Below are 26,743 nucleotides of genomic sequence, written 5' to 3'. Positions count from 1 at the left end.
ATGAAATTTATTGTTGAACGTGAGCATTTACTGAAACCACTGCAACAGGTCAGTAGCCCGCTGGGTGGACGACCAACGCTGCCTATTCTGGGTAACCTGCTATTACAGGTGACGGATGGCGCGCTGTCGCTGACCGGGACGGATCTGGAAATGGAGATGGTGGCGAAAGTCGCGCTGTCTCAGCCACATGAAGCGGGTGCCACCACGGTACCGGCGCGTAAATTCTTTGATATCTGCCGTGGATTGCCGGAAGGCGCGGAAATTTCCGTCGCTCTCGACGGCGACCGCATGCTGGTAAAATCAGGCCGCAGCCGTTTCTCGCTGTCGACCTTGCCGGCCACAGATTTCCCTAATCTCGACGACTGGCAAAGCGAAGTAGAATTCACCCTGCCGCAGGCCACGTTGAAACGTCTGATCGAAGCCACGCAGTTCTCTATGGCGCATCAGGACGTTCGTTACTATTTAAACGGCATGCTGTTCGAAACCGAAGGTGAAGAACTGCGTACCGTCGCGACCGACGGCCACCGTCTGGCCGTGTGTTCAATGCCTATCGGCCAGTCTTTGCCGTCGCATTCGGTGATCGTGCCTCGTAAAGGTGTGATGGAACTGGTGCGTCTGCTCGACGGCGGTGACACGACATTGCAGCTGCAAATTGGCAGCAACAATATCCGTGCTCACGTCGGCGACTTTATCTTTACGTCTAAACTGGTCGACGGTCGTTTCCCTGACTATCGCCGCGTATTGCCGAAAAATCCGGACAAAACGCTGCAGGCCGGGTGCGATTTGCTGAAACAGGCGTTTGCCCGTGCAGCGATCCTGTCCAATGAAAAATTCCGCGGTGTGCGTTTGTATGTCAGCCATAACCAGCTGAAAATCACCGCGAATAACCCGGAACAGGAAGAAGCAGAAGAAATTCTGGATGTCGGTTACGAAGGTACCGAAATGGAAATCGGCTTTAACGTCAGTTACGTGCTCGATGTGCTGAATGCGCTCAAGTGCGAAGACGTTAATCTGCTGCTGACGGACTCCGTCTCCAGCGTGCAGATCGAAGACGCTGCCAGCCAGTCGGCCGCGTATGTTGTCATGCCTATGAGGCTCTAGTCTGAATTAATGGCCTTAACGCGCTTACTGATAAAAGATTTCCGCAACATTGAGGCGGCGGATTTAGATCCGTCGCCTGGTTTTAACTTTCTGGTCGGTCCCAACGGCAGCGGTAAAACCAGTGTGCTCGAAGCGGTGTATACCCTGGGGCATGGCCGCGCTTTTCGCAGTTTGCAGGCCGGGCGCGTTATCCGTCACGATCAGCCGGAGTTTGTTCTCCATGCGCGTGTGGATGATGGCGGTGATCGCGAAGTGTCGATCGGTCTGAGTAAAAGCCGTCAGGGCGACAGCAAAGTGCGCATTGATGGCACGGACGGGCACAAAGTGTCTGAACTGGCCCAGATGCTGCCCATGCAACTTATCACCCCCGAAGGTTTCACCCTGCTTAATGGCGGGCCGAAGTACCGGCGGGCCTTTATCGACTGGGGTTGTTTCCACCACGATCCCGGTTTTTTTATCGCCTGGAGCAACCTGCGACGGTTACTCAAGCAGCGCAACGCCGCGCTGCGACAGGTGAGTCGTTATGCGCAAATTCGTGCCTGGGATCAGGAATTGATCCCGTTAGCCGAGCGCATTAGCGAATGGCGGGCAGCATACAGCGAAGCGATCGCGGCTGATATCAGCGCGACCTGCGCGCAATTCCTGCCCGAATTCGCCCTCAGTTTTTCTTTCCAGCGTGGATGGGACAAGGAAACCGAGTACGGCGAGTTGCTGGAGCGTAATTTTGAACGCGACAGAGCCTTAACGTATACCGCGTCAGGTCCGCACAAAGCGGATTTCCGCATTCGTGCCGACGGCACGCCGGTGGAAGATTTGCTGTCCCGTGGGCAGCTGAAATTACTGATGTGTGCGCTCCGATTAGCGCAGGGTGAGTTTCTCACCCGACAGAGCGGGCGGCGTTGCCTGTATCTTCTTGACGATTTTGCCTCCGAGCTGGACGCCGACCGACGTCGGTTGCTGGCCGATCGCCTGAAAGCCACCCAGGCACAGGTTTTTGTCAGTGCGATAAGCGCTGAGCAAGTGACCGACATGATGGGTGAAAAGGGCAAGATGTTCCGCGTGGAACAAGGTAAAATAGCCGTTCTATCACAGGACTAAAAATGAGCGAGAAACGTTGATGTCGAATTCTTATGACTCCTCAAGTATCAAGGTATTAAAAGGGCTGGACGCGGTGCGTAAGCGCCCGGGCATGTATATCGGCGATACCGATGACGGCACTGGTCTGCACCACATGGTATTCGAGGTTGTGGACAACGCTATCGACGAAGCCCTCGCGGGCCACTGTAAAGAGATTCAGGTCACGATCCATGCGGATAACTCTGTTTCCGTGCAGGATGATGGTCGTGGTATTCCAACCGGCATTCACGAAGAAGAGGGCGTTTCAGCTGCTCAGGTCATCATGACCGTACTTCATGCCGGTGGTAAATTTGACGATAACTCGTACAAAGTGTCCGGCGGTTTGCATGGCGTGGGTGTTTCCGTCGTTAACGCCCTGTCGGAAAAACTGGAGCTGGTTATCCGTCGTGAAGGCAAAGTGCACACCCAGACTTACGTGCACGGTGAGCCACAGGAACCCTTGAAAGTCGTGGGCGATACCGACGTCACCGGTACCACCGTGCGTTTCTGGCCGAGCTTTAACACCTTTACCAATCATACTGAATTCGAGTACGACATTCTGGCGAAACGCCTGCGTGAACTGTCGTTCCTGAACTCGGGTGTGGCGATCCGCTTGCTGGATAAGCGCGACGGCAAGAACGATCACTTCCATTATGAAGGCGGTATCAAAGCCTTTGTGGAATACCTGAATAAAAACAAAACCCCAATTCACCCGACGGTGTTCTATTTCTCAACCGTGAAAGACGATATCGGTGTGGAAGTGGCGTTGCAGTGGAATGACGGTTTCCAGGAAAATATTTACTGCTTTACCAACAATATCCCACAGCGCGATGGCGGCACCCATCTGGTGGGCTTCCGTTCTGCGATGACCCGTACGCTGAACGCGTATATGGATAAAGAAGGCTACAGCAAAAAATCCAAAATCAGTGCCACCGGCGACGATGCCCGTGAAGGTCTGATTGCCGTGGTTTCGGTGAAAGTGCCGGATCCTAAGTTCTCTTCTCAGACCAAAGACAAACTGGTTTCTTCCGAAGTGAAGACAGCCGTTGAGTCACTGATGAACGAGAAGCTGGTGGATTATCTGATGGAAAACCCGGCGGATGCGAAAATCGTTGTCGGGAAAATCATTGATGCAGCCCGTGCGCGTGAAGCAGCCCGTAAAGCACGTGAAATGACCCGTCGTAAGGGCGCGCTGGATCTGGCTGGTTTGCCAGGCAAACTGGCTGACTGTCAGGAACGTGACCCGGCTCATTCCGAACTGTATTTAGTGGAAGGGGACTCAGCGGGCGGCTCTGCAAAACAAGGCCGTAACCGTAAGAACCAGGCGATTCTGCCGTTGAAAGGTAAAATCCTCAACGTTGAGAAAGCGCGCTTCGACAAAATGCTCTCTTCTCAGGAAGTGGCGACGCTGATTACTGCGCTCGGTTGTGGCATTGGCCGTGACGAATACAACCCGGACAAACTGCGCTATCACAGCATCATCATCATGACCGATGCCGACGTCGATGGTTCACACATCCGTACCCTGCTGCTGACCTTCTTCTACCGTCAGATGCCTGAAATTGTGGAACGTGGTCACGTGTTTATCGCACAGCCGCCGTTGTACAAAGTGAAAAAAGGCAAGCAGGAACAGTACATTAAAGATGACGAAGCGATGGATCAGTATCAGATCTCCATTGCGATGGACGGGGCAACGTTACACGCCAATGCCCATGCACCAGCCCTGGCGGGTGAACCGCTGGAGAAACTGGTCGCTGAACATCACAGCGTGCAGAAAATGATTGGCCGTATGGAACGTCGTTATCCGCGTGCTCTGCTGAACAACCTGATCTATCAGCCAACCTTAGCCGGTGCTGAGCTCGCTGACGAAGCGAAAGTGAAGGAATGGATCGAAACGCTGGTGTCCCTGCTCAACGAAAAAGAGCAGCACGGCAGCAGCTACAGTGCGATTGTGCGTGAAAATCTTGAACACCAGCTGTTCGAGCCAATCCTGCGTATTCGTACTCACGGTGTGGATACCGATTACGATCTGGATGCAGACTTCATTCAGGGCGGCGAATACCGCAAAATCTGTACGCTGGGTGAAAAACTGCGCGGCCTGATCGAAGAAGACGCTTACATCGAACGTGGCGAACGCCGTCAGCCAGTGACCAGCTTTGAGCAGGCGCTGGAATGGCTGGTGAAAGAGTCGCGTCGCGGTCTGTCGATTCAGCGTTATAAAGGTCTGGGCGAAATGAACCCTGAGCAACTGTGGGAAACCACAATGGATCCAACACAACGTCGCATGCTGCGCGTGACCGTGAAAGATGCCATTGCGGCTGATCAGTTGTTCACGACTCTGATGGGCGATGCAGTTGAACCGCGCCGTGCCTTCATCGAAGAGAACGCCCTGAAAGCGGCCAATATCGATATCTGATAGTGGCATAAGCTGATAAAGAGTCCGAACCGGGAAACCGCTTCGGACTTTTTTTTCGTCTGACGCAGCCCGCATTCTGACTGGCTTTACAGCGGGTGATCGCGTTAGCATTGAGAAAGATTAATCAAACTCTGAGGATGCTATGGCTATTGAATTGATTGCAATTGATATGGACGGAACCTTGCTCAATCCGCAGCACGAAGTCACGCCTGCGGTAAAAAAAGCGCTCTCCGATGCGCGTGCCAAAGGCGTGCAAATCGTTCTGGCGACCGGGCGTCCTTTCATTGGCGTGCAGCGTTATTTGCAGGAACTGGATTTGCAGCAGGACGGTTGTTACTGCATCACCAACAATGGCGCGCTGGTGCATAATGCGAAAGATGGCAGCGTGATTGCCGAAATAGCCCTCGAAATTGACGATTATCACTACTTTGAGAAACTCGCGCGGGAGCTGGGCGTGCATTTCCATGCGCTGACCAAAACCGATCTGTTCACTGCCAACCGCCACGTCAGCCGCTATACCGTGCATGAGTCGTTCACCACCGGTATACCGTTGCAATTCTGTCCGGCTGAGGAAATGGATCCGTCGCTGACCTTCCCAAAAATCATGATGATTGACGATCCTGAACTGCTGGATCGCGCCATCAGCCAGCTTCCGGCGCAAGCCAAAGAGCGCTATACCATCATGAAAAGTTCGCCGTACTTCCTCGAAATCCTGGATAAGCGCGTCAATAAAGGCGAAGGCGTGAAGACACTGACAGAAAAACTGGGCATCGCGCGCGAAAACGTAATGACGCTGGGCGATCAGGAAAACGACATTGCTATGCTGGAGTTTGCGGGCATTGGCGTCGCGATGGGGAACGCGCTCGACAGCGTGAAAGCCGTCAGCCAGTTCGTCACTAAAACCAACACCGAAGACGGTGTGGCGTTTGCCGTGAATAAGTTCGTACTGGGCCACTGATCCTCTCTGATAGTTGCGGCCTGTTTTCTTCCCCGGTGCATTATGGGCGCGTTGTCTTATCTCTTCCTGGTCGGGGAAGTGAAAGGTGTCGGCGATTGCTGAAGATTGCCACTGCCGTTTGAGTCCCCTATTCTTAGGCACTCCTTGAACGGCAGGGCACACCTGAACGCATGACCGAAAAACAACTCACTACAGATGCCCGCGGGCATCAGCTCACCAATATCAATGTCTGGACGCCGGACAGCCAGTGGCTGGTGTATGACGTGCGTCCGCATGGCGGTTCTTTTACCGGCTCAACCATTGAGCGGGTGAATGTTGAAACCGGTGAAACTCAGGTGCTTTATCAGGCGAAGGACGGCGCACACGTGGGTGTGGTGACGGTCAGCCCGGATGAGCCCGCCCGTTACGCGTTTATTCATGGCCCGGAAAATCCCGATGCCCTGTGGCAGTATGATTTCCATCATCGTCGCGGAGTCATCGTCTCTGAACCTGCGCGTGAACAGGCCGTCACGCTGGATGCCCTGGACATCACCGCGCCTTACACTCCCGGCGCGTTGCGCGGGGGGACGCACGTTCATGTTTTCAGCCCGGACGGCTCCCGTCTGAGTTTCACCTATAACGACCACGTTTTGCATGAGCACGATCCGGTGCTTGATCTGCGTAATGTCGGCATCGCCCTTGCCGGTTCTCCGGTGACCTCAGCAAAACAGCATCCCCGCGAATACGACGGCAGCCATTTCAGTGTGCTGGTCAGCAACACCACGCCTGCTCCTCAGCCCGGCAGCGATGACATCAACCGCGCTTATGAAGAAGGCTGGATCGGACAGGAAGGCTATGTGAAAGCCGATGGTTCCCGTCAGCGCCGGGCACTGGCTTTTATCGGCGACACGCTTTCAGCCGAGGGCGAAAAGCACCCGGAAATCTTTGTGGTGGATTTGCCGGAAAATGATGCGGATTACCGCAAGGCCGGTGATAAACCCTTGCAGGGCACGCCGGAAACGCTGCCAGCGCCACCGGCGGGGGTAAAGCAGCGGCGAATCACGTTTACCGAAAACGGCATCGCCACCCAGCCGCGCCACTGGCTGCGTGCGTCGCCGGACGGCACACAGATAGCCTTTCTGATGAAAGATCATAACGCGGTGGTACAGGTGTGGACGGTTTCCCCTAACGGCGGCGAGCCGGTGCAAATCAGCCATGGTGTTCAGGGAATTCAGTCTGCGTTCAGCTGGCGCCCGGACGGAAAATCCCTGGCGCTGATCTGCGATAACAGCGTGATGCGTCTGGATGTACAAAGCGGAGAGATGCAGCGGTTAACGCCACGATCGGATATTGCGCCGTGCGCTGACGCGGTCGTGTATTCACCGGATGGCCGTAAAGTGGCGTTTATGCGTCAGTTCGAAGGATATGCGCAGATTTGCGTGGCAGACAGTGATTAACGTTTGTTAAAACCGGCCTGTTCTGGCCGGTTTCATGGGTTTACTTTTTATGTGCAGAAGATTTGTGACCGCGATCGGAGGTGGTCATTGGCGGGATGTGATCGATATCGACCCCGTTACTCAGCGCGATATTGCGTTCTTCGCTGGCTTTGACGCGATCGCGCGTCGTCACTTTCCCGCTGCGATAATAATCATAAGGCAGCAGCAGCGTATCCAGCGCGGCACTGAACGGTAAATCGATCAACAGCAGCGGCGTCATGGCCCAGCTGGTGTCATCGCTTTTTATCATATTCACATCAGCACGGGCGCCCGAATAATATCCGGTGTCACCCCCTGTATGGCTCATCACGCTGGAGCAACCGCTCGTCGCTAAAAAAACACATCCTGTCATCAGCGGCGTTAATGCAAATTTCATCATGTTAGAACTCATCTTATGCTGTCAGGCTGAGCTTTTAAGTCAAGGTGACTTATAACACTCAACACAAAAAATTAACAAAGCAAGCTGTAGCTCTGTGGCTGCGATCCCATTAAGTGTAATTACTATTTGAAATCCTGCAGGAAACTGCCTGCTGTCCCTGATTTTTCGCCTGTCGTTGTGCTGTATTTGGGCTATTCCGGTTCAACGAAAACGAAATTTTTTTGTTTTTCCCCGCTTGAAAATATTCCTTTCGTCTCCATTTTTAAAGGGAGACGCAGAAAGATACGCCGTAAGGGATCTTTTCTCATGACCGTTTGTTATGAAGGAATGCGTTGCAGCCTGTCCGACCGGAGGGCTAAAAACAAACACTCGCTGAATATCAGGAGAAGTAAGAATGCGTAATTTTGATTTATCCCCGTTGTACCGTTCTGCCATTGGTTTTGACCGTTTATTTAATCTCATCGAATCGGGTCAGAATCAGGGTGGCGGATATCCCCCTTATAATGTCGAGCTGGTTGACGAAAACCATTACCGGATTGCTATCGCGGTAGCCGGTTTCGCAGAATCCGAGCTGGACATCACGGCTCACGACAACATGCTGGTGGTTAAAGGTGCGCATGCGCCGACAGAAACCGACCGCACTTATTTATATCAGGGCATTGCTGAGCGTAATTTCGAACGCAAATTCCAGCTGGCAGAGCATATCCAAATAAAAGCCGCTAATTTGTCCAATGGCCTGTTGTATATCGATCTGGAACGTATTGTTCCTGAATCATCAAAACCGCGCCGTATCGACATTCGTTAATTCAACGGTCGCTATCCCGTTAATCAGGATATTGACCGTCAGAAAATGAAAAAGTTTAGGCTCGCCGTCAGGGAGCTGAACCGTCACATCCAAAATGGAGGACGGAATTGTTAATCTCGCTTCAAAGAAGGAGTTACACCATGCGTAATTATGATATTTCCCCGTTACTGCGTCAGTGGATTGGTTTCGATAAATTAGCCAGTTCAATGCAGGGTTCTGATCAGGCATTTCCGCCGTATAACATCGAGAAGTCAGACGATAACCATTATCGCATCTCGCTGGCACTGGCCGGTTTTAAACAAAGTGACCTGAATATAGAAGTGGAAGGGCCGCGTTTAACCGTCAGCGGTACGCCGGAACAGGCGGACACGAAGGTGGAATACCTGCATCAGGGCCTGGTCATCAAACCTTTTACCCTGAGTTTCACGCTGGCTGAGCATATGCATGTGTCAGCAGCCGAGTTCGTCAACGGTTTGCTGCACATCAGCCTGGTGCGTGATGTACCGGAAGCGCTGCAACCGCAGAAAATCGCGATCGGCAGTGAAAAACCTGCGCTGGAAAACCAGCCGTCATAAGACCTGAACATTGAGCGTAAACAGAAAACCGGGGTGATGAACCCCGGTTTTTTTATGCCTGCAAATCGGCTCAGAGTGCCTGCGTTTCCGCGTGCGCTTTTTCCACCTCTTCCGCCAGAATCTGCACGCCGCGCTCGATTTGCTCGGCGTCCGGCACGTAATTCATGCGCATGCACTGATGCGTATGCGCCCACGGATGCTCAAGGCCGGGGAAGAAGTAATCGCCTGGCACCATCAGCACGCCGCGCTGTTTCAGGCGCTGATACAGCACTTCGGTGGTGATCGGTAAATCTTTAAACCATAGCCACAGGAAAATCGCCCCTTCCGGTTTATGGATCAGGCAACGTTCTTCCGGCAGATAACGGCGCAGCGTGGCAATAGTTTCCTGCACGCGCTGGGAATAGAAGGGTTTGATCACCTCTTCGGAAAGACGCAGCAAATCACCGCGCGCAATCATCTCATGAGCGATGGCCGGGCCGACGCTGCCCGGAGACAGGCTGATAATGCCGTTCATGTTGCTGATCGCTTTAATGATTTTCTCATCGGCGATCACGATACCGCAGCGCGATCCTGGCAGGCCGAGTTTCGACAGGCTCATGCACAGAATGATGTTTGGATTCCACAGCGGCGTGGCGTCGGTAAAGACGATGCCGGGGAACGGCACGCCATAGGCGTTATCGATTAACAGTGGAATATTCTTTTGCTGTGCCAGTGCGTCGAGGCGGATCAGCTCTTCGTCGGTGATGACGTTGCCGGTCGGGTTGGTCGGGCGTGAGACGCAGATAAGGCCAATGTCATCGGAAATGTTCAGATGATCGAAATCGACGTGATATTTGAACTGGCCTTCCGGCAGCAATTCGATGTTCGGCTTGGCCGAGACAAACAGGTTTTCATCCAGCCCGGCATCGGCATATCCCAGATATTCCGGTGCCAGCGGGAACAACACTTTAGACATGCTGCCGTCGGCGCGACGTCCGGCGAACAGATTGAACAAATAGAAGAAGGCGCTCTGGCTGCCGTTGGTCAGCGCAATATTTTGCGCATCCAGCTGCCAGCCCAGCTCTTTCTGTAACATTTCTGCCAGCGCATGGCGCAGAACGTCTTTGCCCTGCGGGCCATCGTAATTACACAAGGCTTCAGTCAGCTTGCCAGTGGCCAGCATTTCGCTGAGCAACGTCTGGAAATAATCCTGCATCTCAGGAATTTGCGCCGGATTACCGCCGCCGAGCATCACCGCGCCGGGCGTGCGTAAACCGTCATTCATGTCGCCCATCAGGCGGGTGATGCCTGAAAAACGGGTAAATTTGTCACCGAAAGCAGAAAACGTCATAGAAAGCTTTGTATGTTATCGAAATGTGATGTCCACAATAACGCCTGCGGCAAAGCAGTGCAATCGGACCACCGGGTTTTGAAATGTCCTCCTCTCCCGGACGTGCCGGAAGGGGAGGATGACTGCGGGGCGATGAAACTTACTTCTTCAACACTTCCGGGTTAACGCAGAACTCTTTCACCTCGCCGGTCAGGGCGGCGATCAGGTTATCGACGGCACAGGCGGCCATGTCGTAACGAGTTTCATGCGTGGCAGAGCCGATGTGTGGCAGCGCCACCACGTTTGGCAGGCTCAGCAACGGTGAGTCTTTTGGCAGCGGTTCTGTCTCGAACACATCCATCCCTGCGCCATAAATCGTCCCGGCTTTCAGGGCTTCAATCAGAGCTGGTTCATCGATAACCGGGCCGCGACCGGCACTGATCAGGATCGCGCTGGATTTCATTTTCCCCAGCTCTTCTTTGCCAATCAGATGGAAGGTTTGTTCGGTCATCGGCAGCAGAATACAGACGAAATCAGCGGTTTTCAGCAGCTCATCCAGTTCGCATTTGCGCGCGCCAAACTTCTCTTCCGCTTCTTTATGCTGACTGCGGGCGTTATACAGAATCGGCATGTCGAAGCCGAAATGTGCGCGCTGCGCCAGAGCCAGGCCGATGCGGCCCATGCCGACGATGCCCATGGTTTTATGGTGTACGTCGGTGCCGAACCAGTCAGGGCCGACGTTGTCTGTCCATTCACCGGCTTTCACGCGTTCGGCGACATTCACCACGCGGCGCGCAGTGGAAAGCACCAGCGCCATGACCGTATCTGCCACGGTGTCGGTCAGTGCGGTCGGGGTATGCATCATCGGAATTTCGCGGCGGGTCAGCTCTGCCACGTCGAAATTGTCGTATCCCACGGAAATGGTGGATACCGCACGCAGGCGCGGCGCGTGGTCAAACAGCTCTTTATCAATCTTGCCGCCAGACCCCAGTAACCCTTCGGCATTTTGCAGCGCATCAAACACCGCAGCGCGGTTTTCATCGGTGATGCCATCCACCTCAGTGATAGAAAAGTGCTGTTCGAGACGTTGATGCAGATCGGCGGGCAGTTTTTTGTACAGGACAATAGACGGCTTCATCAATTATTACTCCCTTGGGTTAAGGAAACATCTTCAGGTTTTGTTGCGGCCTGCTGCGGTTTCACCAGCAGGGTCAGGCCTGCGGAGACCAGCAACGACACGGCCATAAAAATAAAAGAGGCGGAAGGGCTGCCGGTATTCCCGTTCAGATAACCAACAAACCACGAACCAAAGAAAGAGCCCAGCGCGCCAAGGCTGTTGATCAGCGCCATCGCGCCACCGGCGACGTTTTTAGGCAGCATTTCAGGAATGATGGCGAAGAACGGGCCGTAAGGTGCGTACATAGCGGCCGCGGCGATGACCAGTAAACCGTAAGACAGCCAGAAGTTGTGGCTGCCGGTCGCCCAGGAGCCGAAGAACGCCAGCGCACCGACGAGCAGCAGCGGCCAGACAAACAGTTTGCGGTTTTGCATTTTGTCCGAGGCCCACGACACCAGGATCATGGCGAGCGTGGCGGCCAGATAAGGGGCGGAGGATAACCAGCCCGCCTCGACCATGCCCATCTCTTTACCGTCGTGCAGGATCGATGGCAGCCACAGCACAAAGCCGTAGACCCCAATGCTCCAGAAGAAATACTGCAGACACAAAAGAATGACGCTGCGCGAGCGGAAAGCTTCGCGATAACCGCCCACCGCCTGGATCTCTTTTTGCTCTTTTGCCAGCTGCTCGCTCAGGGCTTTTTTCTCCTGCGCGCTTAGCCAGCCGACGTCTTCGGGTTTATCTTTGACGGTAAACCACCAGATAATCGCCCAGATCACAGCCGGAATACCTTCGAAGATAAACATTTCCCGCCAGCCAAACGATTCGATCAGATAGCCGGAAAGTACCGACATCCACAGCACCGTGACCGGATTACCCAGGATCAGAAACGTGTTGGCGCGGGAGCGCTCTGACTTGGTGAACCAGTTGCTGATGTACACCAGCATCGCGGGCATCACCGCGGCTTCGACCACGCCGAGCGCAAAGCGGATGGCGGCCAGCATGGGAATGTTGTTCACCACGCCGGTCAGAGAGGCAAACCCGCCCCACAGCAATAAGCACCAGAAAATCAGTTTCTTAACGCTGCGCCTTTCGGCGTAAATGGTGCCGGGGATTTGGAAAAAGAAATAACCCAGGAAAAACAGTGCGCCCAGCAGGGACGACATCCCTTTGGTGATGCCGAGATCATCATTGATACCGGCCGCCGACGCGAAGCTGAAGTTCGAGCGGTCGACATAAGCCAGACTGTAAGTGATGAACACGATCGGCATGATGTACCACCAGCGACGCGGTGCAATCCTGGACTGGTTCATAACGGTTTCTCCTGATGGATCCTCAGTAAGTTTTACGCAACAGCTCGACGTAATACCGTGTCACGGCGACCAAATCTTCCCCTTCGAGCGGGAATTCAATGCCGCGCGGCACATCCTGAGGCAGGGCTTTCAGTAACGGGATCCAGCTGCCATCGCTGTCATCGAGCGCCACGGCGTGCCATTTTCCGCCACGCTTTTCTGCCGCTTTGACATGGACGTAACCGACGTGACGCGCCAGCCGTTCAGCTGCCGTTGCCGGATCCTGTCCCACCCACAGCCAGTTCGCCATGTCGAACGTCATATCCAGCGGCAGGTGCAGGGATTCAGCCGCAAACATAAAGGCATTAATGCGCGAAAGTATCCCGCATTCGCTAGACTGGTCATTTTCCACCACCAGCTTCACGGGCTTCGCTGCCAGCAGCACTTTCAGCGGCGTCAGGTCCGCGCCCGGCTCAAACTCGCCGAGTGAGAACTTGATGGTGCGGGCACCTAAAGTATGGGCCTCATCGAAATACTGTTCCGCGTCAGGGTTCAGCTTGCCGCCGGTGTTAAACAGCGCGAAGGGCACGGAATACACCGCGAACAGCCCGTTCTGTTTAATCTTTTCAGCAAGTTGCGCCAGGGCGTTAAGCTCTTCGCCGGTGAAGAGTTCACGGCGGATTTCCACGCCGTCGGCCTTCGCGGCAGCGATGACCGGCAGCAGTTCTGACTGCCCGCCAAGGGCGCGGACGACGCTGTTACCGTAAGCGGCAGTAACGATGACGATCTCTCTTTGCATGACTCTTTGTCCTGTTAAAACGCACCGGAATGCGGTGCCAGCGAGCGTTTAGAAGACATTATCTTAGTGGAACAAATGGCGCTGCGTGTTCTTGTTAATAATTTGTTTCGCTTTATATAACCTAATTGGAACCGGTTCCAATCAAAAGACCCGAAGGTCAGAAACATGATCCCGCTCACGAAGAACGGGAGAGAAAAGGGGAGAAGAAAGCGATCAGCGGCGTGCAGTGGAGGCGCGTGCAATCAGCTCGCCGGAGAATTCGAGGTCTTTGACCGGTGCGGTGCTGCCCTGAATGCGCGTCACCAGCTGGCCGAGTGCTGCGACGCCCATTTCATAGGTCGGCTGCCTGAACGTGGTGATCCCAACGCCGGCAAGATCTGCCCACACCAGTTCGTCAAAACCTGACAGACCGATGTCCGGCCCCCAGGTGATATCCAGCCTGCGCAGGGCGCGTGCCACCTGTAACGTCAGCGCTCCGTTCACACACATCACCGCTTTATGTTTGTCTGGATGGCGTGCGACAAAATCGCGCAGCAACGTCTCCAGCCCGTCCGTGTTGCTCAGCTCGATTTCGCCCTGTTCGGCGATACATTCTGGCGATTGCTGCATGCGCTGCAAAAAGGCGCGCAGGCGATCCAGGCGGGTATTGACGTTGGCGGGTTCGGTGACGAAAAGCACGGCTTCAAAGCCTTGTTGCAGAAGATGATCGGTCATCATCTGCGTGGCTTCGACGTTGTTCAATGCAATCACGTCACAGGCAAAATCGGCGACTTTGCGGTCAATCAGCACCATCGGTAAATTGGCCTGTTGCAGCGTAGAGATCGCCGCTTCACGCATACCGACGGCGTTGACCACCATGCCATCCACGCGGTAACTGCTGAGTAACTGCAGGTAATGCTTTTCCTGATCGAGCTCGTTATTGGTGTTGCAGACCAGCAACGTCAGCCCTTCCTGACGGCAGGCGGCTTCGACGCCGCGCATCACATCGACAGAATATGGATTCGTGATATCGGCGAGGATCAGCCCGATCAGACGTGTATGGCCGCTTTTCAGGCTGCGGGCCATCTGGCTGGGCTGATAATCCAGCAGGGAGATCGCCCGTCCGATGCGCTCTTTGAGATCATCGGACAGCAGGTGTTTTTCACCGTTGAGATAACGTGAAACGCTGGTTTTACCGGTTTTTGCTGCACTGGCAACGTCACGTATCGTAGCGCGAACCGCCGCGCCCGGTTCCTGTTTTTTGCTCACAACCTTTCTCCCCTCATGCATATTCCACGGAGACTAGCACAGAGTGTCGAAAGGCTGTAACCGCAAGTCAGCGCAAACCTTCGGCCGTGCGCACGGCCGAAACCGCCTGAGGCTTCGGTCTGCTGCTGAGCGTAAAGGCGGATATGATCGTCACCGCAAAGGCGATACCGCCGAGGATCAGATAGGTATCGCTGAACCCGATGCGGTCATACAGGCTGCCTGCGAAAGCAGAAAGGAAAATCGCCGCCAGCTGTTTGGCAAAGTTAAACCCAATCAGATAAATGGTCGCCGAGAACCGGACATCAAAAATCTGGGTGATGTATTTGAACACGCCGACCAGCAGGAACGGCACTTCCAGCGCATGCAGCATTTTCAGCACAATCACTTCGGCAGCCGTGGTGGCAAACGAAGAGCCGACGATGCGAATCGACATGATCGTCCCCGCCAGCAGCAGCGTATTTTTCGCGCCAATGCGGTTGATGATCCAGGGTGAGCAGAACATGATCAGCGCGTTGCACAATTCCCCGGCGGTGGTCACGTAGCCGAACATTTCCGTGCCCTGCTGCGGCGAGGAGAAGAAGGTTTTGAAGAAGGTGGCGAACTGCTGATCAAACACGTCGTAAACGCAGGCAACACCGACCACGTACAAAATCAACATCCACAGTTTGCGTTCTTTCAGCAGCAATGCCGCCGTTTTCAGCGAGAATTGCGGCTGATTGGCCCCGAGTTTGTCCATCACCTGCGCATTTTTGTTTTCCTGCGGGCGGGAAATCAGCAGCAATACCATCAGAATAACTGCCGCGCCGGAGCCCATCCAGAACACGATATCCGGGTTGATGTTAAATAATACGCCAGCGGTGGAAGCGCAAATCCCCCAGCCGAAACAACCGAACATACGCGCTTTGCCATATTCGAAAGCACTGCTGCGGCTGACCCTTTCGATATAGGCCTCGGTAGCCCCTGAACCGCCCGCGAAGACGAAGCCGATGTACGCACCGCCCAGGATTGCGCCCAGCACAATATTGATTTTCAGCAGAGGCGCAAACACGTAAATGAAGAACGGAGCAAACAGAAACAGCAGGACGGCGATGATCCACAACAGATGTTTTTTCAGGCCAAGTTTGTCAGAAATGATGCCGAAGAACGGCTGAAACAGAATGGCAAACAGCGACATGCTGGAAAACACGATGCCGGTTTCCGTTTTACTCAGGCCGATAACGTCTGACAGCCAGATCGGTAAAAACGGATAACAGGTCGCCATAATGAAGAAGTAGAGGAAGAAATAGCTGCCAAATATCCAGAAGTTAGTATTTTTTTTATAGAAGCAACGATCGGAAGTTTGTGTAGGGTTCATAGTGATTTCCTTGCCGAAACCATGAAAACCGGCACTGTCGTACCGGCGTTTTTTTGTTGTTATCTGATTTCTTCGAAGCCCAGAAGCAGGGCGCTTTCCGGATCCAGCACCGGCAGCGTCAGCCCGGCATTCGCCAGCCATTCACCGCTCAATGCCACAGAGGCATGCAACCACGCCGGTTGCACCCGCATGGTGTGACCGCTGCCGCCACCCGCCAGCAGCGCCGGTTCGTCCAGCACCGTCACGCGATAGCGGGCATCGGTTTTCAGCCCCGGCACGCGTAACACACCGGGTAATGACCAGGTCGGCATCGCCAGCTGGCTGACCAGAAACACGGCGCGATCTTTGTTTTCGCTGACCACGCCGTTAATCAGCACCGTTTCATCCTGCGTATCCACGCGGTAGACGTCGCCGCTGTGCAGTAACGGGCGAAGCTGCTGATGAAGACGGGTGTATTTCGCAAAACCGGCGCGTTCGGCTTCGCCTTCTTTCACCGGATCCAGCTCAATGCCCATGTGGCCAAACAGCGCCGTCAGGCCGCGGAATTCAATGCTGTGCTGGCGCGACGTGGCATGGCACAGTTTGTTGCCGATGTGCGAGCCCATCACTTCCGGCGGGAAGAAATAGCTCATGCCGCGCTGAATTTTCTGCCGTTCCAGCGCATCGTTGTTGTCGGATGTCCAGAAACGGTGGCTGCGTTTGAGCACTTCAAAATCAATGCGGCCACCGCCGGACGCGCAGGATTCAAATTCAATCTGCGGGAAACGTTCGCCCAGCACGTCGAGCAGGCGGTAGAACTGCCGGGTTTGCGTGGTCAGCGCTGCGCGGCCTTCGTGGCCCGGCTGAACGATTTCTCGGTTCATATCCCACTTCACGTAATCCACAGCGTGTTCACCGAGCAGCCAACTCATGCGTTCCACCAGATAATCAAAGACCTGCGGATTGTTCAGATCGAGCACGAACTGATGGCGTCCGCTCGGTTGCTGATACCCCGGCAAGGCCAGCAGCCAGTCGGGATGGGCGCGGTATAAATCGGAATCCGGGTTAATCATCTCCGGCTCGACCCAGATACCAAATTCCATGCCGAGTTGTTTGACGTGGTCGATCACCGGTTTCAGGCCGTTCGGGTATTTCTTCTCATCGAGATACCAGTCACCCAGCGCGGCGCGGTCGTGGTCACGCCCTTTGAACCAGCCGTCGTCGATAATGAAGCGTTCAACGCCCAACGCGGCGGATTGTGTCGCCATCTGCATGATGTAGTCGGGATCGTGATCGAAATAAATCCCTTCCCAGGTATTGAGGTGCACCGGCCGCGGTTTGTCGCCGGGGAAACGCAAAATATCTTCACGCACGAAGCGGTGAAACTGCTGACTCATGCGGTTCAGCCCGGCAGCAGAATAGCTGGCGTACAACCACGGCGTTTCCAGCGTTTCACCCTGTTCAAGACGCTGTTCGCCCGGCAGATACAGCGCTTCGGCCTGAACCAGTCGGCGACCGTCGATTTTGATGTCGGCACGCAGGCGGTGGTTACCGCTCCAGCCGAGATGCATTCCCCAGACTTCGCCCTGTTCCTCGCTAAACCCCGGATGACCGATCATCATCGCCGGGAAATATTCGGAAGAGGTTTTCCCGCGGCGGTTCTCCTGAATGATGCCGCCGTGATCGAGCAGCGTGCGGTGCGGCTGGAACTCTTTGATCCAGCGGCCATGAAACGCCATCACTTCGGCGGCGCGCTCCGGCAGCGGCAGCGTGACGGCCAGCCGCGTCACCTGATAGGTGCCGGGTTTCAGGCTGGTCAGCGCATTGCGCATCTGCAACACGCCGCTGTCACCGAGGCGCAGTTCGCTGCGAAATTGCAAACCAGCGATGGCGTCTTCGGTGGTAATGATCAGCTGATTTCCCTGCTGTTTCACGTCCGTGGTATCGAATACCGGCGACCAGTCCAGCCCGTCGCGGTGGCCTTCCACGCCCGGCGTACCAAACGAGCCCCGGCCTGAATCGGCGCTGAAATTCACCGGTGCTTCCACATCAATACGGCCATTGGGTACGGCGCGGGCGAGGGAAATGACGTCGTCTGCCGAAAACTGGCTCAGGCGGTTTCCCCAGTAGAGGATTTCAGCGAACGGCGCACAACGGACGATCAGGCTGCTGTGTTCGCTGGTTAAATGGACGATCGGGTTTTCCATAGTGTCACTACTCCACAGGGTAATTTGCAGCGATAAAACGCTATCTGGTGGAGTAACTATTGATCCGAAACGTTTCGGATGGGAAATGTGATGGTGCAAATTTGTGATATAGGGTGGAAAAATAACCGAAAGGGGAATTATTGACGCGGTGGATGTGCGGTGACGCCCGCCTGTAATTCTGGTTGCCAGAGCACCTGCAAACCGCTCACCGGTTCGTTACGGATCAGGGCCATTGTCATGCCGGCGATTTGCAGGCCGACCGCTTCTCGCGTGCCCTGACGGATAGCGGTGACCGCCACGTCTGGCAGGCTGTCAGAGGGTAATCCGTCATAAATAATCAGTGATACGCCGCCGTTGAGCAGCAATCCGGCTTCGTACAACGCCAGCGCCGCGCCTTCACCGTGCATATTGCAGTCACAGACAATCGCCGTCGGCGGCAGCGGCAGGGCCAGCAACGCCTGCGTTGCCTGATACCCGGCCCGGCGGCTTGGGCTGACTTTGTTCACGTACCCGTCGTAAAGCGGCAGTTTGTGGGCCAGAAGCCCGTCGAGATAGCCCTGATGACGCTGGCCGATAAACGACTGCTGATTATTTTCGCCGAGAAACGCGATGCGCTGATGCCCAAGCGCGGCGAGGTGATCGACCGCCATTTGCATGCCTGCGCGGTTATCGAAATCGAACCAGGCGTAATCCTGCGTCAGGCAACGGCTGCGCCCGAGCGCCAGAAACGGAAAGTTGCGCTGCTGCAAATCCAGCAGGCGCGGATCATCATCCAGCGTATGGGCGACCAGCATGGCGTCCACGCGTTTACTTTCAATCAGGCGTCGCCACGAAAACGTGCCCAGTTCATCCGGCACCAGCAGCAGATCAATTTCATATTTCGCGAGTTCGCGGGTGATACAGCCCACCATTTCGACAAAGGCTGAATTGCTTAACGGATGTGAAGTGAAGGGGAAAATGAGGCCAACGGCATCGATCTTGCCCATTTTTAACCGGCGGGCGAGGGTGTTGGGCCGGTAGCCGCGTAAATCCGCCGCTGCCTGTACCCGCGCTTTAGTGTCCGCTGAAACATCGTCGTAACCGTTCAGCGCACGGCTGACGGTGGTCACAGACAGACCGAGATCTTTCGCGATAGCTTTCAGAGACATACTGGCATCCGTTACGCAGGTGAGAACGCCAGAATAACACAGGATGCATAAAAACGGGGCCATCTGGCCCCGGCGTTATACGGCAGGTGAAGCCGTTACTGCAACGGGCTGAGGGTGATCTCAACGCGACGGTTCTGCGCTTTACCGGCTTCGGTGCTGTTGCTGGCAATCGGATTATCCGGGCCTGCACCGGTGGTACGAACGCGGCTGCCATCAACGCCCTGGGTGATCAACGCACTGCCGACGCCGTCAGCACGTTGCTGTGACAGCTTCATGTTGAGCGCGCGCGTGCCGGTGCTGTCGGTGTAACCCACGACGTTCACGGCTGTTTTCGGATACTCTTTCAGTACCATCGCCACGCCGGTCAGCGTATTCGCGCCCGCCGGTTTCAGCGTGCTGCTGTTGGTATCGAAGGTCACGTTGTTTGGCATGTTCAGCACGATATTATCGCCCTGACGCGTCACGCTGACGCCTGTGCCTTTCATTTTGTCGCGCAGTTTAGATTCCTGCACATCCATGTAATAACCCGCACCGCCGCCCAGCGCAGCACCTGCTGCGGCACCGATGAGGGCGCCTTTGCCGCGATCGTGTTTAGAAGATGAAAGCATCCCCACGCCTGCGCCCAGAGCTGCACCCAGCCCTGCGCCGATGCCGGATTTTCCTGCTTCTGATTCGCCGGTGTACGGATTGGTGGTACAGGCTGACAGGCCCATCGTGACGCAAAGTACGCCAGCAACCACAAGTAATCTTTTGCTCATCTTTTTTCCCTTTAAGGATGTTTTTTATTTAGAAACTGACCGCTGCATTATGACTGCCGGGTTTCTGGTAAGTTGCACAGAAAAAGGTGTCAAAACATAAACAAATGCAACGGGCGGACATCCGCCCTGCGGCGTTCTGGCGCCATTTATGCGCAATTTCGTGACGTTAAGCAGTAGGAGAATTCCGGTTATCCGTTTTTGTCTTTTAGCGGATTTTGGGAAATTATTCGAAAAGGGGCTGATGCCAGCGCAGAACCCAGGTCGGAAGACCGGTTCCGGGATGAACCGTGTCGTTGACCACTAAGAAATCTTCTTTGCGATAGAACGCCACGGCGCGGTGATTTTGCTGATAAACCTCGAGAAGCAAAAGCGGGTAATGTTTTTTGACCACGTCCATTAATTGCTGCGCGATGCCCTTACCGTACACGCGTTCATCCACAAACAGCGCGCCGATAAACTGCTGATTTAAGACGCCGATAAAGCCATTGATCCCACCGTCTTCGGCGGTAGAAACCCAGGTTTGGGCCTGTGGCAGAAACGTCTCGCGCACCATCGGCAAACTTTCGTACCAGTAAGACACCTCAATAAACGGGTGTGCCGCCACCGTACTGCGCAGCCACAGATGCATAATCGCTTCGGTGTCGGCAGGTACTGAGCGGCGGATCATGCGGGTTGATTTTTCGGATGACAGAAACAATAAGCCTGATGATCGTTCACCAGTCCGGCGGCCTGCATAAACGCGTAGCAGATGGTCGAACCGGTAAATTTGAACCCTTTCTTTTTCAGCGCTTTAGACATGGCATCTGACACGGCAGTGGTTGCCGGTACGCCTTCAGGTCCGAGCGGATTATTGATGACCGGTTGATGATCAACAAAGCGCCAGATGAAGTCTGAAAAATCTTCGCCGCTGGCCTGCATGGCTAAATAAATCTGTGCATTCAGGATGATCGCTTTGATTTTTCCGCGATGGCGCACAATTCCGGCGTCAAGCACCAGGCGCTCAACATCCTCATCGGTCATTTTGGCAATGCGCACCGGATCGAAATGGTGGAAGTTCTGGCGGTAGTTTTCGCGCTTTCTCAGGATGGTGATCCACGAGAGCCCTGCCTGCTGGCCTTCGAGGCACAACATTTCAAACAGCTCACGGCCATCTTTGACCGGCACGCCCCATTCTTTATCGTGATATTCGAGATAAATCGGTTCTTTTGAAACCCAGCTACAACGGGTGGTCGCCATTCTTTTGTCCTTAGAAGAAGCCTGAATACGTCGGCCAGTGTGTGGCTTCTCGGATAACTCTGCAACGTCGCAATTTCTCATGCTCCGCCTTGACGCTGGTCGGATCTGAACAATATTTAAAGCCATTCATGACTCAATCCTTACATTTCAGGGATGAGAACCGCTCATTTTTTGAGGAAGCGACGACAATGACAGGCAGAAAAACCGCCGCATTACGGCTGACACAAAGCGCATTCGCCGTCGCGCTGTGCCTGGGTTTACAGGCTCCGGTGCAGGCTTACGATCAACTTTATGTCTTCGGCGACAGCCTGAGTGACACCGGCAATAATGGACGCTGGACCTTCGACAGCAGTTCGCATCCGCTTTATGACGAAATCCTCGCCAACAATATCGGCACGACGCTGACACCTTCTGCTAAGGGCGGCCTGAACTATGCCCAAGGCGGCGGCGTCGCGGTGCCGGGGCTGGATTCCGATGACACCACGCAGGAGCAGGTCAAAAGCTATCTGGCCTCGACAGGCGGCAAAGCCGATCCGAAAGGGCTGTATATTCACTGGATTGGCGGCAACGATCTGGCCGCCGCGGCGCTCAGCCTGAACCCGATCACGGCAGTGGAGATTGCCACCAACAGCGCCACGCAGGCGGCTTCTCAGGTCAATGATTTACTCAAAGCCGGAGCCGGAACGGTCGTGGTGCCGACGGTGCCCAATATCGGCCTGACGCCGGTGCTGATGGAAGGCGTGATTCAGGTCGGCTTGTTGCCGGTGCAGCAACAGGCGCTGGCAGCGGCCTATCAGTACCTGAATGCGCAAAACACACCGAATACGGATGCCCGCACCGAGGCGATTCACAACGCACTGGCGGCAGCGGCGGCGGAAGGCTCGGGGATCCCGCTGGTGCAGGACGTCCTCGCCAAAGGGCTGGCAGCGGCCTATGACGCGCTGAAAGACGTGGCGGGCGGCCTGACCGAGACGTACAACACCACCGAAGATATCGCGCTGGCCAGAACCGGCGGCAATATTGCACGCGTGGACATCAACGGGCTGTTCAATGAAGTGGTCGCCGATCCGGCGCTGTACGGTTTCGCAAATACTGCCGGGACTGCCTGTCCGGTGGGCACTTCAGCCTCAGAATGTACCTCCAGCCTGCCGGGTTTTGACGCCAGCAAAGCGTTTCTGTTCTCTGACCATTTCCACCCGACTCCGCAGGCACATGCGCTGATCGCCGAGTATATGCAGTCCGTGATCAACGGCCCGCTGGAGGTCACCGCGCTGAATCAGGGTTCGCTGGCGCTGGCGCGCAATACGCAGGGGTTGCTTGACAGCCGCTATCAGCAGTTACGCTCGCAGGAGAATGACGCCGGGACTTTCGGTATGTTTGGCGGTTACGCCGGGCAAAGCGCCGACAGCAAAATCAATCCGTCGCTGGGCGAGGGCGATCTCACCTCTAACTCGCTCAATATCGGGATGGATTATCAGATGACCGATCGCTGGATGATGGGGCTGATGATTTCCGGTTCAGACGATAAACAGGATCCGACGGACCATTACAGCTACCGCACGCGCGGCTGGATGGCGACAGCCTTTACCGGCGTGAAAATCGCCGAAAATGGCTGGATCAACGGCGATGTGCATTACGGGTCGCTGAATTACGATGATATCAACCGCAGCATCAAACTCGGACCCACCACCCGTACCGAGCGCGGTGAAACGGACGGCAAGCAGATTGGCGGACGCGTCACCGCTGGCTGGGATTTCCCGATTTTACCGGTGCTGAAAACCGGCCCGGTGGCGCAATACAGCTGGGATTACAGCAGCATTGAGGGATACAGCGAGAAGGGCAACAACAGTACCTCGATGCGCTTTGGTGATCAGACGTCTCACTCGCAAATCGGCGCGCTGGGCTGGCGCCTGAACGCAGATCTGGGGATCGTGAATCCGTATGCGCAGGTGACCTATGACCGTCAGTTTGGCGATGACACTTACACCGCCACCGGCGCGATCAAATCCACCCGCACACGGTTCAGCCGTACCACCGGGGAACAGGACAAAGACTGGGTCGATATGACGGTCGGGGCGAACGTCCAGATAACCCACAGCGTCTCGGCTTTTGCGGCGATTTCCCAAACCACCGGCCTGGATTCCGGCGAACAAACGTCTTACAACGCCGGGATCAGTGCCCGCTTTTAACCACGAAAGGGGCGCAGAGCCCCTTTTACTTTCCAAAAATGCGCGCCAAAACCTAAACACTCCCTCTCGGTAACGCTCACTCGCCTGATTCTGGCTGATTATCTTCCGTTCAGCGGGTATACTGTCGGACTCTCTTTAAACCCACTTTCTCGCGTGCGAATCCAACATGCAAAAGTTTGATACCAAGACATTTCAGGGCCTGATCCTGACACTGCAAGATTATTGGGCGCAGCAGGGCTGCACCATTGTTCAACCGCTGGATATGGAAGTCGGCGCGGGTACTTCGCATCCGATGACCAGCCTGCGCGCACTCGGCCCTGAGCCTTTTGCGGCAGCCTATGTTCAGCCTTCACGCCGTCCGACGGATGGCCGCTACGGCGAAAACCCAAACCGCCTGCAGCACTATTATCAGTTCCAGGTGATGATCAAACCTTCACCGGAAAACATTCAGGAGCTGTACCTCGGCTCGCTGAAAGAGCTGGGCCTCGACCCGCTGATCCACGATATTCGCTTCGTTGAAGACAACTGGGAAAACCCGACGCTCGGCGCCTGGGGCCTCGGCTGGGAAGTGTGGCTGAACGGCATGGAAGTGACGCAGTTCACTTACTTCCAGCAGGTCGGCGGCCTGGAATGTAAACCGGTGACCGGTGAAATCACTTACGGTCTGGAACGTCTGGCGATGTACATCCAGGGCGTGGACAGCGTTTACGATCTGGTCTGGAGCAACGGTCCGCTGGGCAAAACCACCTACGGCGACGTGTTCCATCAGAACGAAGTGGAGCAATCCACCTATAACTTCGAATACGCCGACGTTGATTTCCTGTTCTCCTGCTTCGAACAGCACGAGAAAGAAGCGCAAACCCTGCTGGCGCTTGAAAAGCCACTGGCGCTGCCTGCTTACGAGCGCATCCTGAAAGCGGCCCATTGCTTCAACCTGCTCGACGCGCGTAAAGCGATTTCTGTGACTGAACGTCAGCGCTACATTCTGCGCATCCGTACCCTGACTAAAGCGGTAGCTGAGGCGTATTACGCTTCCCGCGAAGTGCTGGGCTTCCCGATGTGCAAAAAGAACGAGAAGTGAGATAAGTCCATGACTGAAAAAACATTTCTGGTGGAAATCGGCACGGAAGAACTGCCACCGAAGGCTCTGCGCAGCCTTGCTGAATCTTTTGCAGCCAACCTGACTGCGGAGCTGGATGCGGCGAATCTGCCACACGGCGACGTAAAATGGTTTGCCGCGCCGCGCCGTCTGGCGCTGAAAGTCTCCGGTCTGCATGAATCTCAGGCTGACCGCGAAGTTGAAAAACGCGGCCCGGCTGTGGCGCAGGCGTTTGATGCCGAAGGCAAACCGAGCAAAGCCGCTGAAGGCTGGGCTCGCGGTTGCGGTATCACCGTTGATCAGGCCGATCGTCTGGTCACCGACAAAGGTGAATGGCTTGTGTACCGTGCGCACGTCAAAGGCGAAAGCGCGCAACAGCTGCTGCCTGCGATGATCGCAACGTCACTGTCCAAACTGCCAATTCCTAAACTGATGCGCTGGGGCGATTCCGACGTGCAGTTTGTGCGTCCGGTTCACACCGTGACTCTGCTGTTAGGCGATGAGCTGATCCCGGCGAAAATCCTCGGTATCGATTCTGCCCGCACGATCCGCGGTCACCGCTTCATGGGCGAACCTGAATTCACCCTCGACAACGCCGATCAGTATCCGCAAATTCTGCTGGAACGCGGCAAAGTCATTGCTGATTACGAACAGCGTAAAGCGCTGATCAAACAGGATGCGGAGAAAGCGGCGAAAGAGATTGGCGGCATCGCCGATCTGAGCGAAAGCCTGCTGGAAGAAGTGGCGTCTCTGGTGGAATGGCCGGTGGTGCTGACCGCGAAATTCGAAGAGAAATTCCTAGCGGTACCGGCTGAAGCGCTGGTTTACACCATGAAAGGCGACCAGAAGTATTTCCCGGTGTACGACGCTGCGGGCAAACTTCTGCCGAACTTCATCTTCGTGGCCAACATCGAATCGAAAGATCCGCAGCAAATCATTTCCGGTAACGAGAAAGTGGTGCGTCCGCGTCTGGCCGATGCCGAATTCTTCTTCAATACCGACCGCAAAAAACGTCTCGAAGATAACCTGCCGCGTCTGGAAACCGTATTGTTCCAGAAACAGCTGGGTACGCTGCGTGACAAAACCGACCGTATTCAGGCGCTGTCTGGCTGGATCGCCGATAAAATCGGTGCCAACGTTGAGAACGCCAAACGCGCGGGCCTGCTGTCAAAATGCGACCTGATGACCAACATGGTCTTCGAATTCACCGACACGCAGGGCGTGATGGGCATGCACTATGCGCGTCACGACGGCGAGCAGGAAGAAGTCGCGGTTGCGCTGAACGAACAGTATCAGCCACGCTTTGCGGGCGACGAGTTGCCGGCTTCGCTGGTGGCGTGCGCGCTGGCTATCGCAGACAAGATGGACACCCTGGCCGGTATTTTCGGCATCGGTCAGCATCCGAAAGGCGACAAAGACCCGTTTGCACTGCGTCGTGCAGCGCTCGGTGTTCTGCGTATCATCGTTGAGAAAAACCTGTCACTCGATCTGCAAACCCTGACCGAAGAAGCGGTGCGCCTGTACGGCGACAAGCTGACTAACGCCAAGGTTGTCGATGAAGTGGTTGATTTCATGCTCGGTCGTTTCCGTGCGTGGTATCAGGAAGAAGGTCACGCGGTCGATACCATTCAGGCCGTGCTGGCACGTCGTCCGACCAAACCGGCAGATTTCGATGCCCGTGTGAAAGCGGTGAGTTACTTCCGTACGCTGGACGAAGCGGCAACGCTGGCTGCGGCCAACAAACGCGTATCCAACATTCTGGCGAAATCCACCGACGTTCTGCTGGATCACGTTCACGCGTCCGTGCTGAAAGAACCTGCTGAGCTGAAACTGGCGACGCATCTGGTGGTGCTGCGCGACAAGCTGGAACCACTGTTTGCTGCTGGTCAGTACAAAGAAGCGCTGGTGGAACTGGCTGCGCTGCGCGAAACCGTCGATACGTTCTTTGACACCGTCATGGTGATGGATGAGAACGAAGCGGTGCGTATCAACCGTCTGACATTGCTGTCTAAACTGCGGGAGTTGTTCCTGCAGGTAGCGGATATTTCGCTGCTTCAGTAAGCCGGTGACTTTGTAAGTTAAGGTTGCGGGCGTCGGCCCACGCCGACCAGAGGGAGAATAAACGTTCTCCCTCTGGACTCCACACTCTTTTCACTGCGCGCTACGCGATGCCCTCATTTCAG

General features: G+C 55.2%; 22 protein-coding genes. 10 read left to right on the top strand and 12 right to left on the bottom strand.

Going from position 1 to position 26,743, the window contains the following annotated elements; translation table 11 throughout:
- The 5 genes from dnaN (at nucleotide 1) to ABSH60_RS09480 (ending at nucleotide 7,027) form a co-directional block, all read left to right on the top strand.
- Nucleotides 1–1,101, top strand: a complete 1,101-nt coding sequence (gene dnaN / locus ABSH60_RS09500) for a DNA polymerase III subunit beta (RefSeq protein WP_013573353.1) — start codon at nucleotides 1–3, stop codon at nucleotides 1,099–1,101.
- A 9-nt stretch (nucleotides 1,102–1,110) separates the two neighbouring features.
- The gene (gene recF, locus ABSH60_RS09495) at nucleotides 1,111–2,199 is read left to right on the top strand and encodes a DNA replication/repair protein RecF (protein WP_056775916.1); all 1,089 of its coding nucleotides are present in this window, start codon (nucleotides 1,111–1,113) and stop codon (nucleotides 2,197–2,199) included.
- Between the two features lie 19 nt (nucleotides 2,200–2,218).
- Nucleotides 2,219–4,633, top strand: coding sequence for a DNA topoisomerase (ATP-hydrolyzing) subunit B (gene gyrB, locus ABSH60_RS09490; RefSeq protein WP_122097136.1), 2,415 nt, complete (start codon nucleotides 2,219–2,221; stop codon nucleotides 4,631–4,633).
- A 142-nt stretch (nucleotides 4,634–4,775) separates the two neighbouring features.
- Nucleotides 4,776–5,591 (top strand): sugar-phosphatase, encoded by an 816-nt coding sequence (gene yidA, locus ABSH60_RS09485; RefSeq protein WP_056775912.1) that lies wholly within the window; start codon nucleotides 4,776–4,778, stop codon nucleotides 5,589–5,591.
- A gap of 170 nt (nucleotides 5,592–5,761) precedes the next feature.
- Nucleotides 5,762–7,027, top strand: coding sequence for a DUF3748 domain-containing protein (locus tag ABSH60_RS09480; protein ID WP_390973728.1), 1,266 nt, complete (start codon nucleotides 5,762–5,764; stop codon nucleotides 7,025–7,027).
- Between the two features lie 40 nt (nucleotides 7,028–7,067).
- Here ABSH60_RS09480 and ABSH60_RS09475 read toward each other — a convergent pair whose 3' ends face one another.
- On the bottom strand, nucleotides 7,068–7,445 hold the full coding sequence (locus tag ABSH60_RS09475) for a YceK/YidQ family lipoprotein (RefSeq protein WP_056775908.1): 378 nt from the start codon (nucleotides 7,443–7,445) through the stop codon (nucleotides 7,068–7,070).
- A gap of 394 nt (nucleotides 7,446–7,839) precedes the next feature.
- On the opposite strand from ABSH60_RS09475, the gene ibpA reads away from it, so the two are divergent.
- Together ibpA and ibpB are read left to right on the top strand one after the other, a co-directional pair.
- Nucleotides 7,840–8,250, top strand: coding sequence for a small heat shock chaperone IbpA (gene ibpA, locus ABSH60_RS09470; protein ID WP_122097139.1), 411 nt, complete (start codon nucleotides 7,840–7,842; stop codon nucleotides 8,248–8,250).
- 140 nt (nucleotides 8,251–8,390) lie between these two features.
- Nucleotides 8,391–8,825: a small heat shock chaperone IbpB gene (gene ibpB / locus ABSH60_RS09465; RefSeq protein WP_056775904.1), complete on the top strand. Its 435-nt coding sequence runs from the start codon at nucleotides 8,391–8,393 to the stop codon at nucleotides 8,823–8,825.
- Nucleotides 8,826–8,895: 70 nt separating this feature from the next.
- Here ibpB and ABSH60_RS09460 read toward each other — a convergent pair whose 3' ends face one another.
- The 11 genes from ABSH60_RS09460 to ABSH60_RS09410 all read right to left on the bottom strand — a co-directional run bounded on the left by ABSH60_RS09460 (nucleotide 8,896) and on the right by ABSH60_RS09410 (nucleotide 21,272).
- Nucleotides 8,896–10,155 carry a valine--pyruvate transaminase gene (locus ABSH60_RS09460; RefSeq protein ID WP_390973725.1) on the bottom strand — a complete coding sequence of 420 codons (1,260 nt, stop codon included), beginning with the start codon at nucleotides 10,153–10,155 and terminating at the stop codon, nucleotides 8,896–8,898.
- Nucleotides 10,156–10,294: 139 nt separating this feature from the next.
- Nucleotides 10,295–11,272 carry a glyoxylate/hydroxypyruvate reductase GhrB gene (ghrB, locus tag ABSH60_RS09455; protein ID WP_056775900.1) on the bottom strand — a complete coding sequence of 326 codons (978 nt, stop codon included), beginning with the start codon at nucleotides 11,270–11,272 and terminating at the stop codon, nucleotides 10,295–10,297.
- Complete coding sequence (locus tag ABSH60_RS09450) at nucleotides 11,272–12,564, bottom strand: MFS transporter (RefSeq protein ID WP_136375954.1); 1,293 nt, start codon at nucleotides 12,562–12,564, stop codon at nucleotides 11,272–11,274. The genes ghrB and ABSH60_RS09450 overlap by 1 nt, the downstream gene beginning before the upstream one ends.
- Nucleotides 12,565–12,586: 22 nt before the next feature.
- Entirely contained in the window at nucleotides 12,587–13,342 is a 756-nt protein-coding gene (locus tag ABSH60_RS09445; protein ID WP_122097142.1) for a sugar phosphate isomerase/epimerase, read from the bottom strand.
- Nucleotides 13,343–13,555: 213 nt separating this feature from the next.
- The gene (locus tag ABSH60_RS09440; RefSeq protein WP_390973722.1) at nucleotides 13,556–14,611 is read right to left on the bottom strand and encodes a substrate-binding domain-containing protein; all 1,056 of its coding nucleotides are present in this window, start codon (nucleotides 14,609–14,611) and stop codon (nucleotides 13,556–13,558) included.
- Between the two features lie 46 nt (nucleotides 14,612–14,657).
- Entirely contained in the window at nucleotides 14,658–15,944 is a 1,287-nt protein-coding gene (locus ABSH60_RS09435) for an MFS transporter (protein ID WP_122097144.1), read from the bottom strand.
- A gap of 59 nt (nucleotides 15,945–16,003) precedes the next feature.
- Nucleotides 16,004–18,130, bottom strand: a complete 2,127-nt coding sequence (locus tag ABSH60_RS09430) for an alpha-galactosidase (protein WP_390973720.1) — start codon at nucleotides 18,128–18,130, stop codon at nucleotides 16,004–16,006.
- A gap of 137 nt (nucleotides 18,131–18,267) precedes the next feature.
- Complete coding sequence (locus ABSH60_RS09425; RefSeq protein ID WP_136376748.1) at nucleotides 18,268–19,278, bottom strand: LacI family DNA-binding transcriptional regulator; 1,011 nt, start codon at nucleotides 19,276–19,278, stop codon at nucleotides 18,268–18,270.
- A gap of 95 nt (nucleotides 19,279–19,373) precedes the next feature.
- Nucleotides 19,374–20,036, bottom strand: coding sequence for an OmpA family lipoprotein (locus ABSH60_RS09420; protein ID WP_056775889.1), 663 nt, complete (start codon nucleotides 20,034–20,036; stop codon nucleotides 19,374–19,376).
- A 223-nt stretch (nucleotides 20,037–20,259) separates the two neighbouring features.
- Nucleotides 20,260–20,703 (bottom strand): N-acetyltransferase, encoded by a 444-nt coding sequence (locus ABSH60_RS09415; RefSeq protein WP_056775887.1) that lies wholly within the window; start codon nucleotides 20,701–20,703, stop codon nucleotides 20,260–20,262.
- Nucleotides 20,700–21,272, bottom strand: coding sequence for a DNA-3-methyladenine glycosylase I (locus ABSH60_RS09410; protein ID WP_056775886.1), 573 nt, complete (start codon nucleotides 21,270–21,272; stop codon nucleotides 20,700–20,702). Before ABSH60_RS09410 ends, ABSH60_RS09415 begins: the two co-directional genes overlap by 4 nt.
- A gap of 188 nt (nucleotides 21,273–21,460) precedes the next feature.
- On the opposite strand from ABSH60_RS09410, the gene ABSH60_RS09405 reads away from it, so the two are divergent.
- The 3 genes from ABSH60_RS09405 to glyS all read left to right on the top strand — a co-directional run bounded on the left by ABSH60_RS09405 (nucleotide 21,461) and on the right by glyS (nucleotide 26,621).
- The gene (locus ABSH60_RS09405) at nucleotides 21,461–23,461 is read left to right on the top strand and encodes an autotransporter domain-containing protein (protein WP_390973717.1); all 2,001 of its coding nucleotides are present in this window, start codon (nucleotides 21,461–21,463) and stop codon (nucleotides 23,459–23,461) included.
- 166 nt (nucleotides 23,462–23,627) lie between these two features.
- A complete protein-coding gene (gene glyQ / locus ABSH60_RS09400) occupies nucleotides 23,628–24,542 on the top strand; it encodes a glycine--tRNA ligase subunit alpha (RefSeq protein WP_056775883.1) in 915 nt (304 codons plus the stop codon).
- 9 nt (nucleotides 24,543–24,551) lie between these two features.
- On the top strand, nucleotides 24,552–26,621 hold the full coding sequence (glyS, locus tag ABSH60_RS09395; RefSeq protein WP_056775882.1) for a glycine--tRNA ligase subunit beta: 2,070 nt from the start codon (nucleotides 24,552–24,554) through the stop codon (nucleotides 26,619–26,621).
- Nucleotides 26,622–26,743: the final 122 nt, after the last annotated feature.

Origin of the sequence: Rahnella sp. R3(2024) (genome assembly GCF_042920125.1) — a bacterium.
In the GTDB taxonomy this organism is placed as follows: domain Bacteria; phylum Pseudomonadota; class Gammaproteobacteria; order Enterobacterales; family Enterobacteriaceae; genus Rahnella; species Rahnella rivi.
The sequence above is the reverse complement of the archived record's forward strand: the minus strand, read 5'-3'. Positions and strand labels throughout refer to the sequence as shown.

What these genes read in the sequence shown, in the direction of transcription:
- glyS (WP_056775882.1), top strand. Translation starts at nt 24,552, where the DNA reads ATGACTGAAAAAACATTTCTGGTGGAAATCGGCACGGAAGAACTGCCA.
- ABSH60_RS09450 (WP_136375954.1), bottom strand. Translation starts at nt 12,564, where the DNA reads ATGAACCAGTCCAGGATTGCACCGCGTCGCTGGTGGTACATCATGCCG.
- ABSH60_RS09435 (WP_122097144.1), bottom strand. Translation starts at nt 15,944, where the DNA reads ATGAACCCTACACAAACTTCCGATCGTTGCTTCTATAAAAAAAATACT.
- ABSH60_RS09410 (WP_056775886.1), bottom strand. Translation starts at nt 21,272, where the DNA reads ATGGCGACCACCCGTTGTAGCTGGGTTTCAAAAGAACCGATTTATCTC.
- dnaN (WP_013573353.1), top strand. Translation starts at nt 1, where the DNA reads ATGAAATTTATTGTTGAACGTGAGCATTTACTGAAACCACTGCAACAG.
- ABSH60_RS09415 (WP_056775887.1), bottom strand. Translation starts at nt 20,703, where the DNA reads ATGATCCGCCGCTCAGTACCTGCCGACACCGAAGCGATTATGCATCTG.
- ABSH60_RS09430 (WP_390973720.1), bottom strand. Translation starts at nt 18,130, where the DNA reads ATGGAAAACCCGATCGTCCATTTAACCAGCGAACACAGCAGCCTGATC.
- ABSH60_RS09440 (WP_390973722.1), bottom strand. Translation starts at nt 14,611, where the DNA reads ATGCATGAGGGGAGAAAGGTTGTGAGCAAAAAACAGGAACCGGGCGCG.
- ABSH60_RS09420 (WP_056775889.1), bottom strand. Translation starts at nt 20,036, where the DNA reads ATGAGCAAAAGATTACTTGTGGTTGCTGGCGTACTTTGCGTCACGATG.
- gyrB (WP_122097136.1), top strand. Translation starts at nt 2,219, where the DNA reads ATGTCGAATTCTTATGACTCCTCAAGTATCAAGGTATTAAAAGGGCTG.
- yidA (WP_056775912.1), top strand. Translation starts at nt 4,776, where the DNA reads ATGGCTATTGAATTGATTGCAATTGATATGGACGGAACCTTGCTCAAT.
- ABSH60_RS09405 (WP_390973717.1), top strand. Translation starts at nt 21,461, where the DNA reads ATGACAGGCAGAAAAACCGCCGCATTACGGCTGACACAAAGCGCATTC.
- glyQ (WP_056775883.1), top strand. Translation starts at nt 23,628, where the DNA reads ATGCAAAAGTTTGATACCAAGACATTTCAGGGCCTGATCCTGACACTG.
- ABSH60_RS09460 (WP_390973725.1), bottom strand. Translation starts at nt 10,155, where the DNA reads ATGACGTTTTCTGCTTTCGGTGACAAATTTACCCGTTTTTCAGGCATC.
- ibpB (WP_056775904.1), top strand. Translation starts at nt 8,391, where the DNA reads ATGCGTAATTATGATATTTCCCCGTTACTGCGTCAGTGGATTGGTTTC.
- ibpA (WP_122097139.1), top strand. Translation starts at nt 7,840, where the DNA reads ATGCGTAATTTTGATTTATCCCCGTTGTACCGTTCTGCCATTGGTTTT.
- ABSH60_RS09480 (WP_390973728.1), top strand. Translation starts at nt 5,762, where the DNA reads ATGACCGAAAAACAACTCACTACAGATGCCCGCGGGCATCAGCTCACC.
- ABSH60_RS09445 (WP_122097142.1), bottom strand. Translation starts at nt 13,342, where the DNA reads ATGCAAAGAGAGATCGTCATCGTTACTGCCGCTTACGGTAACAGCGTC.
- ABSH60_RS09425 (WP_136376748.1), bottom strand. Translation starts at nt 19,278, where the DNA reads ATGTCTCTGAAAGCTATCGCGAAAGATCTCGGTCTGTCTGTGACCACC.
- ghrB (WP_056775900.1), bottom strand. Translation starts at nt 11,272, where the DNA reads ATGAAGCCGTCTATTGTCCTGTACAAAAAACTGCCCGCCGATCTGCAT.
- ABSH60_RS09475 (WP_056775908.1), bottom strand. Translation starts at nt 7,445, where the DNA reads ATGATGAAATTTGCATTAACGCCGCTGATGACAGGATGTGTTTTTTTA.
- recF (WP_056775916.1), top strand. Translation starts at nt 1,111, where the DNA reads ATGGCCTTAACGCGCTTACTGATAAAAGATTTCCGCAACATTGAGGCG.